The organism is Marinomonas sp. A3A (assembly GCF_018336955.1).
Taxonomy (GTDB): domain Bacteria; phylum Pseudomonadota; class Gammaproteobacteria; order Pseudomonadales; family Marinomonadaceae; genus Marinomonas; species Marinomonas lutimaris.
The window spans coordinates 2,993,733-3,007,700 of record NZ_CP025532.1 but is presented as its reverse complement, the minus strand read 5'-3'; the positions used below and the strand labels follow the sequence as shown (position 1 = coordinate 3,007,700).

Below are 13,968 nucleotides of genomic sequence, written 5' to 3'. Positions count from 1 at the left end.
GCAAAACATCAGTCACAATAATTGCACAATTTGTTTTACGAGTGTCTTTTTATTGAGAGAGTGTTTTGACCGTATTAGCCCGTATTTTGGTTTCATGTCTTGTTGTTAGTAGTGCTGCCCACGCAGAGAGAGAGCCACCCAACTTTGCTTTTGGTTTAGGTTATGGGCTTTTGGATGAAAAGTCTTTGATGAATATCGACTTTAAAGTGAATATTCCAATTAACGATTATTTATCCACTCAAGTACTGTTAAACAGTAATTATTTGATCACTGGTTCATCAAAAAGTAGCTTTGCACAATCTGAGTTCTCTTCTAATTGGTTTCTTCATAATGATTATGGTCGTTTGGGATTGGGAATTGGTGTCTCTGAACTAGAGCCAATGGATGAAGAGTTAGAAAGTGAACGAGATGTGATTGGGCAGTTTATCGGAGAGGCATTTTTAGGATCTTTCTCGTTGACGATGAACTATATTTCGACCGATACCACTTTGAGTAACGTAACAAGCTCACGTATTGGTGTGGGTTATTACTTCAACGATGATTTACGAACTTCTTTATATCGTGAAAAATACAATGTTGATGAAGTTGGCTGGCGTCTTGAAACCTATTTCCAACCGAAAAAATATCGTCAAATGGGCAGTGTTGGTGTGATTGCAAGAACAGGGAGTGACTACGATTATTTAGGTGCGGTTGTTCAGTATTACTTTGATTACAGAGTATCTCTTAAACAGCGGGATCGAGAGTTTCATTAAAACAGCAACTTAGTATTAACGCTTTCCAAATAGTTAAGACCTTTTCACGAAGTCGCGAGAGCATAGTCGTGCAAAGGTCTTCATTTATTTTTTTAATACAATCGTAATGTATTCCCATTCGCTTTGCGTGATCGGCATCACAGACAGGCGACTACCTTTTTGTGTTAGTAGCATATCAGTCAGCTCAGGGTTTTGCTTTAGTTCTGCAAGCGTCAGGATAGACGGCCATTTTTCAACAAATTCCACATCAACCATAAACCAACGCGGATTATCCGATGTTGATTTTGCATCAAAGTACGGGCTGTTTTTGTCCCAGCTGGTATGATCCGGATAGGCGGCTTTACAGACTTTAGCCGTGCCTACTATGCCTGCTGGAGAGCAACTGGAATGATAAAAAAATATCAAATCACCTTCACTCATTTCTTTCATAAAATTTCGGGCTTGGTAATTTCTGACGCCATCCCAAGGCGATTTTCTTAGGCGTTTTAAATCATCGATGGAAAACGCGTCCGGTTCAGACTTCATAAGCCAGTAGTTTGGCATGGATACCTCGTTTGCATAATGAAACACACTCTATGTGCACGCTTACAAATATTCTAACTACAATAGTAAACGTGGTATGAGATTACCGAATGACTTGATCAGCCTCAATGCTTTTAGGCTGTTAGCTCCTTGTGATGGAAGAGAAAAATGAGCCACTTTGCTTGTAAAGCGTTTTCAGCGTTGGAAAAAGAGCTCAAGGATGACTTGCTAGAATGCTATGTTGAGGCGCAACAAGAAATTGAAGAAAGTATTAATAGCATCGAAAGTGATGGTTTTTCCTTTGATAAATTAGACAAACTTTTCCGTTCGCTACACAGTATGAAAGGAAACTGCTCTGTTTGTTTTCTTGATCCTTTAGTTGGCGTGCTTCATAAGCTAGAAGAAATCGTTGATGGTATGCGTGGCGGGTATATTCAATATCACCCTTATTTGGGTGAACTGATCATTGTTGTTATTGAAAAAGTCTACGAGCTGCTACAGCAAATTTATCAATCCCATGTGGCTGAAATCGCAGTACGTGATCAATTACAGCGTGGCTTGGATGAAATTTATGCCGAAGAAGATGATAGTAAACGACCTGATATGGCAGCGGTTTTGCTGCGACAATGTAATCAAACGGCAGAAGAAGTAAAAGAAGAGCCCGCAGCGACGTCGCTAATTGTTAAAGTTGAATATACCGATGAGCAAAAAAATGACATTGAATTGTTTATTGGTTTTAGTCAAAAATTAAATCGATTACTGGGTTATTCATCAGAACGCAGCGAGCGTATTCTTAAACTTTGCCAGTTGATTAACACTGAATGTAAAAGTCCTGTCGATCCAGCTCAACTTAGTGCTGCGGCCTATATGCACAATATGGGCATGGCGCTGATTCTAAATTGCAAAGAGGATGAAGATGCAAAACGCCAGGCGGAACACAACCATCCAATGGTCGGTGCTAAACTGCTCTCAAAACATGAGGGTTGGGAAGATGCTGTTGCTATGGTGCAAGCTCATAAAGAGCGCTTTGATGGTACGGGGTTTCCTGAAGGTTTGGTAGGCTCTTTGATCCCGCAAGGTGCTTTTATTTTATCCATGGCTGTGATGTTTATCGACAGTGTCTGGGGGAAATCCGGTAGCGATTACAACAAAAGTGCTATGAGAGCCGTGCAAATGGTGAACTTTGAAAGTGGCAAAGGCTTCCCGCCACATCTTATTGAATTCTTTAACAGCGCGATACGAAAAGTCCTTGTTGCTAAAAGTAAATAACAGATATCGAATAGTAAAAGAAAGTAGCGCAACCTAAGCGACCCTTGTTAGCATGAAGCTCTTTCTAAAGGGTTAAGTTATCTGTTTTATGAATGCCGACTTGTTACCGCTCGTTTTTCACCCTCATTACAGTATTCCATTTCCTGCAGGGCATCGTTTTCCCATGCGAAAATTTGGCTTATTGGCCGAATCTTTAAGAGAGCAGGGGATTCTAACGGTGGAGAATGAATATGCGCCTGAGCCATTGTCGCTTACCTTGCTAATGTCGGCTCATCATAAAGAATACGTACAACGCTTTATTCGTGGTGAGCTGAGTAAAAAAGAAGAAAAAGAAATCGGCTTGCCTTGGTCTGAATGGCTAGTTGAACGAACTCTTCGTGCTGTCTCTGGCACCATACTCACCAGCGAACTTGCATTTCAACACGGTTTAGCTTGTCATCTTGCTGGTGGCACTCATCATGCTCATCCTTCTCACGGTTCTGGATTCTGCATCTTCAACGATCTTGCCGTTGCGGCACTTGCTATGATCGAATCGGGCAGGGTGAAGAAAATTCTCATCCTAGATTGCGACGTACACCAAGGTGACGGCACCATTGTCTTCTTTAAAGATAGAACCGACATCGTTCCCGTCTCATGGCATTGCGAAGAAAACTATCCGCAAATAAAACAAACTGCCGGCATCAACATCGCCATCCCCAAAGGCGCAAACGACCAAGAATACTTATCTATTTTACAAAATACCTTGCCTGCGATACTCGCCGAACACCAACCAGACTTTATCTTCTACGACGCGGGTGTCGACGTCCACCAAGATGACCGACTTGGCTACGTTAATTTAACCGACCAAGGCATTTTAGAACGGGATAAATACGTCATCGAAACTTGTGTTGCCCTCAAACTGCCCACCGCCTGCGTCATCGGTGGAGGCTATGACAGACAAGAAGAAAAAGTCGCATGGCGACATAGTTTGCTTCATCAAGCAGCGAATCAAGTTTGGCAGGAATATTTTTTGTAGGTTTTTAAGTGATTGGAGGCTTTTTATCAAGGGCTTGATGCCTTACGGTCAATCGATTTGAGCATTTAGACGGTAATCTTCAAGACTGGTGTTCTATTCTAGTAGAACATGAATTCTGTGTCGGGATAAATCCCGACCTACAAAATGAAAGCTTCGCTTTCAGCGTCGGATTACAGTCGTGCCTCCTTCATCCGACCTACGCTCTTTGGTGGCTTCCCGGAGAAGTTAGTTCGACGCGACGAAGTTGCGCGACTTTATGGAGTTTCAGAGTCATTCCAAAATATCCTTTCGCACATCAACAAAACCAATCTATGCTTCTCATCTGGCCTACGGTATTGGATTTAACTATTGGTAAGTCTATGTTCAATGCTTTTGGGATTCTGGCGATTATCTAATACGGCTAAGATCAAGACTTGATCGTCTATAACTTGGTAGTAGATTGAAAAAGGAAAGCTGCGGGCAAGAACTCGGAATCTGCCATTAATGTTAGGATGAATATCTGCGAAAAATCGCAACCGTTCAATATCACGATTTAAGCCTTTCTCGTACCTCTTCAAAACTACGCCATTTTTCAGTTTCGTTAAGCTCATGTGTGCGAGCTTCTAATTCTTGTAGGTGCCATTTGGGTGAGTCAAATTCAGCTTGGTTCTGAGCCAATGTACTCATTACGGCTTCCATTAATTCAATTTGACCATCGAATGGCAGTTCTGCGATTTTTTTCGTGTCAATCAACATACCAAGCTCCTTTGTTCAGTTTCGTGAAAATAAGTATACCTGTATTCACAAAATAATCATTTCCTCTTTTTCACTCGGTTCTTTCAGCTAAAAGCCATTGAGAGGAAATAAACACACTTGAAGACCCAAAGGGCAACCCCATCCTCCGCCTTCCCCTTGGAAAAGATAAAAGGGGAAGGGGCTTGGTAATCAGTAGTCGTTACCTTTTGCGCTTGAAAACCCGATAAAGTCAGTTCGACGCGACGAAGTTGCGCGACTTTATGGGGTTTCAGAGTCATTGTTTGATGGTCTATCTACCACCGCGTGAACAATCTATGCCTTACGATCTACACCGTCTTGCTAAAGATAATTTCAAACAGGATGAATGATACGTTTGAGCTGAAAGTCCGATAAAAGATTTTTTGGTAACTTTTTTATGGTTTGAAAAAAGTTACCCGTCCAGTGGGGCGGAATAAAGATTGGGAATACAAAGTGTTTGAATGGTATTTACATTCCTCGTCGGGCTTAAGCCGCGACCTACCGAGCTTGATTCCCGCTTTCGAGGCCGTCGCTAAAGGTAGCGAGCATGTTTTGTAGGCCTGATGAGGGAGGCACGACCGTAATCAGGCGTGCCGGATTACATCTTCGTTCCTTGATTCATCTGGCCTACATATCGGTGATGATCGGGCTTTAGTGACAGCCTCCTTCGCGGGAAGGACGTTGCTTGGATTCTAGGGGGTGGACGGGATCTAGAAAGGACAGGCCGCTACAAATGCCACCCATGCTTTGGTAAACGGATGCCGAAACTCCAGTCGATAGGCGTGCAACAACAACCGAGGGTCGTTCTGAAACTCTGCATCGTAGAATTCATCGCCAATTATCGAGTGCCCGAGGCTTTGCATGTGGACGCGGAGTTGGTGAGAACGACCAGTAAAGGGCACGAGTCGAACACGGGTGATGTTGCCTTCGTAGGCCATTTTTTCCCAGTAGGTGATGGAGTCTTTACTCCATTCGTCGGTGCAGATAATTTGTCTTGGGCGGTTTGGCCAGTCGCAGCGTAGTGGTTTTCGCACTTCGCCTTTTTCTCCTAAAAGATGACCGCGCAGTAGGGCGCTGTATTCTTTTTGCACTTCTCGTTCACGAAAATGCGCATACATGCGTTTTTGACATTCGTGGGTTTTCGCCACGAGGATTAAGCCTGAGGTGGCTTCATCAAGTCGATGTATAGCAAAGGCTTCGCCAAATAAACACTCTGCTCGATGCAAGATAGAATCGAGCTTATCTGGGCCACGTCCGGGCACAGATAAGCAGTTAGCAGGTTTGTTTATTACGGCAAACCATTCGTCTTCGTACAATATCTCTAAGCGAGATAGTTCTAAACTCGGCACGGCATCCTGCACAGGATGTTATTCCGGCTTGGTCGTTAAGATGATACGAATCGCATCCAAGCGGATTTGGTGCTCGTCGATACGAGTCAAACCTTCTTGCATGTTGGTTTCGAGGCGTTCTATGTCTTCATCACGAATGGTGTCATTGAAGGCTTTCAATTCCACTAAACGTTCGATTTCATTTTGGCAACGATGTTGGTAAGACGTTTTCGCTGCGTGAACGATCGGACGTGCTTGCTCTTGGGCATTTAGCTGGTGAGCTTGCAGCACTTCAATAAGGTTTTTGCGCAAGGCGGCAACCCATTGCTCCGCGACTCGGTTTGGCACGCCTTTCAGCTTTTCTGCCCATTTGTCGGCAGTAAATTGCTGATGGAGGAATTTGCCGTTTGAGTCAGACAATTGCCACATTGGTGTCATTGGTAGAGATTGCGCCAATTTCAAACGTGGGTGTGCCGTCGCTTCAATGACGAACATACTCTCCACCAATACTGTGCCTTCTGGCAATGCAGCGATAGGTAAAATAGCTGAGGTAAGTTTGCCAGAGTCAAAGCCTTGAACTTCGTCCATTAGCATGGTTATCAGTGGATGTTCCCATGTCGCGAATGCTACGTCTTCACGCTGGCTCGCTTGACGACGATCCAGCATGAGCATTTTACCTTCTTCTTCGATGCCTGGCAGTGCTTCGAGCATCATGTCGGTAGAAGGGCGCAAGAACCAAGCTGCGCGATCTGGATCATCATTGATGCAGTCTGCGTAGATGTTGAACGCGTGAGTAACTTGCTCAATGTAGTGATGCAGGCCTTTTGTCGCTTGGTTGTTAATCTGTTCGATTAACGCACGCGCTTGTTCTGGGCGGCATGAGCTCATTTCTAGTAAGCGGTTACGACCTTCTTCCATTTGTTTTAGTAGCGCTTCATGGTAAATGTTTGCTTCTTTTAGCAAATCAGTGTCGTCGTCTTGACCATGCAAGTACGCATGTAAGCTGTCGCCAAAAGCTTCTTCGACTTTATCGCCAGCACCTGTGGTTCGGCAAAATGCGTTTAGGGCGTGGTGATACCAGTTGAATAGGCGCTCTTGCACACTTTTCTTGATATAAGGTACGTGTATTTGCACGTCGTTTAGTTGTCCTAGACGATCAAGACGACCAATACGCTGTTCTAGTAAATCTGGGTGTTCTGGCAGATCGTACATGACGATATGATGGCTGAACTGGAAGTTACGGCCTTCACTGCCGATTTCAGAACACACTAAAATTTGCGCGCCGTCTTCGTCTGCGAAATAAGCGGCAGCGCGGTCACGGTGGATTAGTGGCATTTGTTCGTGGAAATCCGCACTTTGGAAGCCAGCAAAAGTCAGTTGATCATTTAGCCATTGCGCCATGTCGGCGGTATGACAGATGACGAGGACTTTGTCTGCTTGGCATTCTAGAAATTCTTTTAACCAAATCCAGCGCGGATCTTTTTCCCATAAGCCGTCAGACACTTCGGTTTCTGGTTGCACATGGCGATCAGCGGATTCAAAGTGTTCATTATTCTCCAACGGATAGGAATGAAGGTAACGATCCGGGAAACCACCAACAGCGGCACGAGTGTTACGGAACATTTCGCGTCCAGTCCCGTGGCGGTCGATCAACCAGCTAATGGCTTCTTTCGCGGCTGCGGTTTGTTCTGCACCTGATTTAGTTGTTAGTGCTTGGAACCAGTCTTTGGCGCTAACTTCTTGTAAGTAAGAGCCAAACGCCGCGTTCCAATCTAGTGCTTTTGGTGAGTTGTCTTCTTGACTGAACGGCAGCAGAGCTTCTGCTAATTCAGCGGCTTGTTTGAAAGCTTGTTGTTGTGCTTGGTAATGCTCGAAATCGTGATAATGATCGGCATCCAATAGTTGCAAGCGAGAGAAGTGCTCACGTTCGCCAGTTTGTTCTGGGGTTGCACTCAACAGTAATAACGATTCTGTTTTCGCGGCTAAACGTGCTACGACTTGATAGCCAATGCTTGGTGTTTCTGGGTGCCAAGCAAGGTGATGGGCTTCGTCGACAATCACCATGTCCCATTCCGCATCTAGCATATGCTGAGTGGCTTTCGGGTGTTGGCTTGCCCAATCGATTGGCGAGATAACAAAAGGTTGTTGTTCGAATGGGTTGTCGTCACCGTCCATAAAGTCTTCATACACGGATTCGTTGATCAGTGAGAATGGCTGGTGGAAGCGGCGTAACATTTCAACCAACCACTGATGTTGCAGGTTGGTAGGTGTCAAAATCAGTACGCGTTTGCAAAGACCGTTTAGTAAACGTTGATGCAAGATCAAGCCCGCTTCTAGGGTTTTACCCATACCCACTTCGTCACACAAAAGCGCGCGAGCTTTCGGGCGATTAGCAATCTCATGAGCCAGATAAATCTGGTGCGGTAGAAGCTCTGCTTTCAAGCCCATTAAGCCGCGCACTGGCGATGCCGCATTGGCCGCTTGGTGTTCAAGGGTATGACGACGCAAGTCGAACCACATACGGCGAGCGGGCGACAATGCCAATAATGAATCTAGCTCGTTTTTGTCATTGCGTGGGAATTGAATTATGGATTCTTCTAACCAATCATCGTCTTCGCTGATACGGTATTCGATTAGGTCATCAATTTCTTCTACTTCCAATATGGTGAAGGTCTCATCTTGGAAGTGCAGTTGATCGCCGACAGTTAAAGTGCGTCGAACAAGACTGGTCTGGTCATTTGAGTATTGACGATCCGCTTCCGCATCAGGGAAGTGCAAGGTAAAAGACTTGTTTTGTTTGTCTACTATCATGCCTACGCCGAGATCAGGCTCGTTGCGGCTACTCCATCTTTGTCCAGTTTGGTACATAGTTATTCGTTGTCCGGTTCAATTAAAGTTAAACTGCCTTGGCATAAATCCGTCAATACGATTTTATGTTCGGGCCAAGTACGTTCAATAACAGCAAGATCAATCACTATGCTGTCACTGTATGTTTTGTTGGTTATTTCTATATCGCTCTGCTCTAGCCAATATTCAACCTTACCCAGTAAAGAGTAGGCGATTTTTAGCTGAACGGGGCTGCGCGGGTACACATTTTCATATTCAGTTTGCGAAAGCGCTTCTTGTACGGCTTGGCTATAAGCTCTTACTAAGCCACCTGCACCGAGTTTTACACCACCAAAAAAGCGCGTCACGACGACTGTGGTTTCACCATAATCTGAATGCTGTAACACATTCAGCATGGGCTTTCCTGCCGTGCCTTTGGGTTCGCCATCGTCACTTTGATCCCATAAATGGGCATTATTTGGTATACCTGCAATAAACGCCCAACAATGATGGTTAGCATCTGGGTAACGCTGGCGTATTTCTTCGATAAAGGCCTTTGCTGCATCACGTCCGTTAGTACGGCAAACGGTGGTGATGAACTGGCTATTTTTTATTTCTAGATCAAAGCGTTGCGTGTGTGTTGGGCTTAGGTAGTAATCCATGTAAACTTATCGAAACCTTAGTGCGACGGCCTTGCGTGCCAATATCGTATTAAAACAGACATTTAAAATAGCGAGTTTAAATTTATATGACAGATTGGCTTTCGCAATCAGTTTGGGTGTTATCGGGCTTTTGTATCGGCGCGATTCTTCTATCTGGCATTGCTGGCGCTATTGTACAGGCTATGCGCCGTCAGTGGCAGCACACACAAGAAAAAATGCAGCAACAAAATGAGGAATTACAGCGTCTTTTAGAACAATCGAAAGATCAAGTTCATTATTTGGAGAAAGAGTCACTGACTTTGGAGCAACAATTCGCGGCAGCACAAAGTGTTTGGCAAGAAAAGGAAGCTTTTTATCGGGAGCAAAAAAAGCAAAACGAAACTGAATTTAAGCAAATGGCACATGAAATCATGAGTCAGCAAGGCCAGCAGTTGGCGAAAGAAAACGAGCGCCAGTTGGGTTCTTTATTAACGCCGCTTGGTTCGCAAATCCAAAAGTTTCAAGAGAGTGTAGAAAAGAGTTATCAAGAAGAGGCCCGCGAGCGTTTTTCTTTGGTGAAAGAAATTAAAGGTCTGCAGTTGCTGAATCAAAAAATCAGCGATGATGCAGTGAGTCTAACCCATGCATTGAAAGGTCAAAATAAACTGCAGGGTGGTTGGGGTGAAGTGATTCTGGAGCGAATTTTAGAGCGTTCAGGTTTGGAAAAAGGCCGTGAATATGAGACGCAAGCTTCTTATCAAACTGCAGAAGGTCGACGTTTACAGCCAGATGTAGTGATTCATTTGCCTGAAGGTAAACAAATCATTGTCGATTCCAAAATGGTGCTGATCAGTTATTTGGCTTATATGGAAGCCGAAACTGATGAAGACCGAAATCGAGCGTTAAAACAGCATTTGGATGCAGTACGACGCCATATGAAAGAGTTAAGCGCTAAGAATTACCATGATCTGCCGGGTGTGACGTCTCTGGACTTTGTGTTGTTGTTTATTCCTATCGAAGCGGCGTTTGGTTTGGCGTTACAGGGCGACAATGGTTTGTTTAGCGAAGCCTTCGAGCACAATATTATTATCGTCGGGCCGTCTAACTTATTGGCGACCTTGCGTACCATTCAGAATATTTGGCGCAATGAAAAACAAAGTCAGAACGCCATCGAAATTGCTCGTCAGGCTGGCGCTATGTATGACAAGTTTTCTGGCTTCGTACAGGATATGGATGATATTGGTAGTAAGCTTGATGCCGTGAGTCGTACTCATGATTCGGCCTTGAAGAAGCTAACCGCAGGGCGGGGTAATCTGGTTGCTAGAGCAGAGAAGCTCAAATTGATGGGGGCAAAGACGAGCAAGGCATTGCCAGTAGAGTACCTAAACGACGATACTCTCACTGACGAGTCTAGTGATTAGTTGATATTAAAGTGTGTAATGCCTGATTACGGTCGTACCTCCCTCATCAGGCCTACAAAAATCTTAGCAGATTCACTTTCTTTGTTATTCTGGGAAAACCCAAAACACAGTGGCCTTATTTATGTAGTTGGTGGTTTGCAGTTCCTGAAGAATTCTAGTGGTCAGTTTTTGCAAGTCAGTGCCTTCTGGAATCTTGGCTGAATTAGCGATGATCTCTAAATCAAGCAGGTTGTTTAAATAGTGCAAGCGAGAGTTAGGGATATCCACATAAGCGGTATGTTGGCGCAATAAAAAGCCTAAGTCCGCCAATATTTGATGACGTGCGGGCAGTTTTAAATGCGGTGGTTTGCCTGACTCGTGAATAAAGCTTTCCGTTTGAATCTTATCGTCTGTGTCAATATGAACCATGACATCTTGCACTTGCGAGTGAGCTTTTTTGATGGTGTAAGCGACCAAATCTCCAAGGTAATGACCTTCGCTGACACTGGCATGACTTGGTACATGGATGTGCATATCTAAATAGATTTTGCCTGCCATGGATCTTGCTCTGACATCATGAGGTGCCATAACGTGTTTTAGGCTGTTGGCCGTTTCTTTGATTTGTGCAATGAGTTTTGGGTCTGGTGCTGTGTCTACCAGTTCAGCTAAGTTTTCCCATACCATGCTGACGGCCATTTTGCCGATCAATAGGGCAACGACAATTGAAGCCACCATGTCTGCCCAGCCATAACCGAAGTAAACACCGATCAATCCAATCAACACAGCAACAGAGGAAAGTGCATCACTACGGCTATGCCACGCGTTAGCAACTAACATTTTGCTGCCAATTTCATCGCCTGCTTTTTTGGTGTAATGGAAAATTGCTTCTTTGATGACGATGGTCGCAACTAACGCCGCAAGGCCATACCAGGTGAATTGCGCTTGTGATGCAGATTCCGTAATCGATTCGTAGGCTATGCCGAGCGCGACGATAATAAGCACCATACCAAGAAATACGGTGGTTAATGTTTCAAAACGAAGGTGGCCGTAAGGATGATTTTCGTCAGGCCCTTGGCGGGAGTTGGCTGAGGCAAAATACACAAATACATCTGTGACTAAGTCAGATAAAGAGTGAATGCCATCCGCGATTAAAGCCTGAGACTGAGAGAAATATCCAGCAACTATTTTGGCTAAACCTAGTAGGGCATCCCACACAGCCCCTACAAGGGTGACTCTTATCGCTATGTCTTGTTCTTGCTTCAGTTTTGTCATTAGGTTTTTTGACCTGTTGTAGAATTTTTAAGTGTGAAGGCTATTTAACAAATTTCATCATACTTAACTTAGCTTAAGTTTTTATTAAGGGGGTAGGTTTAAGTAGGAATTAATATCGGATTAGAGCGGTATTTTTGTTAATTTTAGCATTACTAATAAGGGCTGATTATACCTGTTCAAATTGGTGCATTTTGAGGTTTGGTGGCAAGAGTGCCTTGTAGTCTAGCTTACCCAATGTTCTCCCCAAGTTTATCCACGATATCTGTGGAAAAGCTTGGGAAGCTAAGGAAATTAGCGGTGATGCTGAACTTTAATTTATTTCAAACCACAGGCAGTAAGATGCAAAAAACTCTCTCATAGTCAATGACATTAGGGAGAAGTTAGCGTCCATATCAGATAAACCGCCACCTTGAGAATCATTAAAAGCGGCTTCTTTTAGGGCGTCATCAAATTTAATTTTACGTAATGTTAGGTCGTCATGCAGAACGAAGCTCAATTTGTCAGTCCAACGAAGGCCAAGGTTTTTAACGGCCATACCCTGTTGTAAGTGGCGGGTCACGTCTTCAGATAAAGGTTCTAGCGACTTAAAACGAATGGTGGCTTTATCTTCAGAGCCATCTTGTATTTCACACTCGTCACCGGTTTCTAGGCTGGCTGGGACTTCATTTTTCACTAACCAATCTGTCATTAATGAAGAAGGAGAAACTTGTGCTTGCAATGGCGTCATTGGGAAGCTGCCAAGTGTGGTTTGCAAGTGTTTAAACAGTTGTTCTGTCATGCTGGCATTGGTGCTGTTGAGAACCAAAATTTTAGCTTGTAGATCAATGTATGCCCAAATGTCGGTACGCTTTGAAAAAGCTTTCGGACGAAGTGTGAAAACCAACTCGTCTTTCATGTCTGATTTTTCTTTACGACCAACTTTGCGACCTTCAATTAATTCGATCTCAGCCACTTTGGCTTCTAGTTCTTCGCGTACAACGGCAGAAGGCAATACTTTTTCTTCTTTACCAGCGCGGAATAGCAAACAACGATCACTGGCTAGACTCCACTGTTCACTGTTACGGATAAGAGGCAACCAGCCGAAAGAGAATTCTTCTTGAGAGCCACATTCTTTTAGTGGGAACTCAGGGATTTTGTCGATCAATTCATTAGTATCAAGTGATTCGGTGTCTTTTAGTTGGAAAATCTGGGCGTTCTTGAACCACATAATTAGTCTCTCACGGCTTCTTTAAAGTGTTTTCGGCAAACGGACAAGTAACGGTCGTTACCGCCTATTTCTACTTGTGCGCCTTCTTTAACAGGTATTCCTTGTGCATTGAGTCGAATGACCATAGTGGCTTTGCTGCCACAATGACACACGGTTTTTAATTCTATTAGTTTATCTGACCACGCTAGTAATGCTTTACTGCCTTCGAATAGTTCGCCTTGGAAATCAGTGCGAATACCAAAGGCCAGCACGGGAATGCGCATTTTATCAACGATTTCTGAAAGATCGTAAACTTGTTCTTTTGTTAAAAATTGCGCTTCATCAATCAATATACAACTCAACGCTTTCGGCTGATGCTCTGCTTTGACTAAAGAAATGAGGTCAGTATTGCTATCAAACAGGCTGGCTTCTGCCGATATACCAATCCGAGAAGCAATTTGTCCTGTTTCATATCGGTCGTCTATCGATGCTGTAAGGAGTAAAACCCGCATACCTCGCTCTTGATAGTTATGAGCGGATTGCAATAAAACGGTGGATTTTCCAGCGTTCATTGCCGAGTAGTAAAAGTACAGTTTGGCCATATTAAGTCTGTTTGCTAGCTTGCTAATTAATTTGGCTGGTGAGTATAGCAAATCAATATCGTGAATGGCCTTATTTTTTGGATCTTGTGTTTTTAGGTTTATCTAGGCTTTTGTTTATTTGCAGTGTTAGCCATTCTGCGCGCTTTAGGCCATTCATCTCACAAAGCTTATCTAGCTTGTCAATAATGTCTTGTTCAATGATGAGTTCTAAACGTTTTAGTCCTTGTGCTTTTTCTTTCTCTCGCTGTGCTCGTTTATTTATCTTGAGTTGGTCTTTACGAGTGAGAGGTTGTGTGCGCGGACGGCCTGGGGATTTGCCAAAGAGGTCGATTGTGTTCCGATCGGATGACGCTTTTGCCATGGTGTAATGTTCGTATCAATGGATTAATTAGTGAAATGACG

13 protein-coding genes are annotated in these 13,968 nt (G+C 44.0%); 4 read left to right on the top strand and 9 right to left on the bottom strand.

The window, feature by feature from the left end:
• Positions 1-65: 65 nt before the first annotated feature.
• The gene (locus tag CYL31_RS14020; protein ID WP_212915821.1) at positions 66-752 is read left to right on the top strand and encodes a hypothetical protein; all 687 of its coding nucleotides are present in this window, start codon (positions 66-68) and stop codon (positions 750-752) included.
• An 84-nt stretch (positions 753-836) separates the two neighbouring features.
• Here the strand turns inward: CYL31_RS14020 and CYL31_RS14015 are convergent, their stop codons facing one another.
• Positions 837-1,295 (bottom strand): EVE domain-containing protein, encoded by a 459-nt coding sequence (locus tag CYL31_RS14015; protein ID WP_212915820.1) that lies wholly within the window; start codon positions 1,293-1,295, stop codon positions 837-839.
• Between the two features lie 147 nt (positions 1,296-1,442).
• Here CYL31_RS14015 and CYL31_RS14010 point away from each other — a divergent pair, with 147 nt between their 5' ends.
• Positions 1,443-2,543, top strand: coding sequence for an HD domain-containing phosphohydrolase (locus CYL31_RS14010; protein WP_212915819.1), 1,101 nt, complete (start codon positions 1,443-1,445; stop codon positions 2,541-2,543).
• 88 nt (positions 2,544-2,631) lie between these two features.
• Positions 2,632-3,558: a histone deacetylase family protein gene (locus CYL31_RS14005; RefSeq protein WP_212915818.1), complete on the top strand. Its 927-nt coding sequence runs from the start codon at positions 2,632-2,634 to the stop codon at positions 3,556-3,558.
• Positions 3,559-4,083: 525 nt separating this feature from the next.
• On the opposite strand, the gene CYL31_RS14000 is transcribed toward CYL31_RS14005, so the two are convergent.
• The 4 genes from CYL31_RS14000 to CYL31_RS13985 all read right to left on the bottom strand — a co-directional run bounded on the left by CYL31_RS14000 (position 4,084) and on the right by CYL31_RS13985 (position 9,127).
• Complete coding sequence (locus CYL31_RS14000; RefSeq protein ID WP_212915817.1) at positions 4,084-4,293, bottom strand: addiction module protein; 210 nt, start codon at positions 4,291-4,293, stop codon at positions 4,084-4,086.
• 728 nt (positions 4,294-5,021) lie between these two features.
• Complete coding sequence (locus CYL31_RS13995) at positions 5,022-5,672, bottom strand: RluA family pseudouridine synthase (RefSeq protein ID WP_249411589.1); 651 nt, start codon at positions 5,670-5,672, stop codon at positions 5,022-5,024.
• A gap of 6 nt (positions 5,673-5,678) precedes the next feature.
• Positions 5,679-8,507, bottom strand: coding sequence for an RNA polymerase-associated protein RapA (rapA, locus tag CYL31_RS13990; RefSeq protein ID WP_212915816.1), 2,829 nt, complete (start codon positions 8,505-8,507; stop codon positions 5,679-5,681).
• Between the two features lie 2 nt (positions 8,508-8,509).
• Positions 8,510-9,127, bottom strand: a complete 618-nt coding sequence (locus tag CYL31_RS13985) for a YigZ family protein (RefSeq protein WP_212915815.1) — start codon at positions 9,125-9,127, stop codon at positions 8,510-8,512.
• An 86-nt stretch (positions 9,128-9,213) separates the two neighbouring features.
• Between CYL31_RS13985 and CYL31_RS13980 the strand changes: the two genes are divergently transcribed.
• Entirely contained in the window at positions 9,214-10,527 is a 1,314-nt protein-coding gene (locus CYL31_RS13980; protein ID WP_212915814.1) for a DNA recombination protein RmuC, read from the top strand.
• Positions 10,528-10,611: 84 nt separating this feature from the next.
• Here CYL31_RS13980 and CYL31_RS13975 read toward each other — a convergent pair whose 3' ends face one another.
• From CYL31_RS13975 to ybfE, 4 genes are all read right to left on the bottom strand, one after another.
• Positions 10,612-11,778: a cation diffusion facilitator family transporter gene (locus CYL31_RS13975; RefSeq protein ID WP_212915813.1), complete on the bottom strand. Its 1,167-nt coding sequence runs from the start codon at positions 11,776-11,778 to the stop codon at positions 10,612-10,614.
• 310 nt (positions 11,779-12,088) lie between these two features.
• The gene (locus CYL31_RS13970; protein WP_212915812.1) at positions 12,089-12,985 is read right to left on the bottom strand and encodes a recombination-associated protein RdgC; all 897 of its coding nucleotides are present in this window, start codon (positions 12,983-12,985) and stop codon (positions 12,089-12,091) included.
• A gap of 2 nt (positions 12,986-12,987) precedes the next feature.
• A complete protein-coding gene (locus CYL31_RS13965) occupies positions 12,988-13,566 on the bottom strand; it encodes a thymidine kinase (protein ID WP_212915811.1) in 579 nt (192 codons plus the stop codon).
• A gap of 70 nt (positions 13,567-13,636) precedes the next feature.
• A complete protein-coding gene (gene ybfE / locus CYL31_RS13960) occupies positions 13,637-13,927 on the bottom strand; it encodes a LexA regulated protein (RefSeq protein ID WP_212915810.1) in 291 nt (96 codons plus the stop codon).
• Between the last annotated feature and the right edge of the window lie 41 nt (positions 13,928-13,968).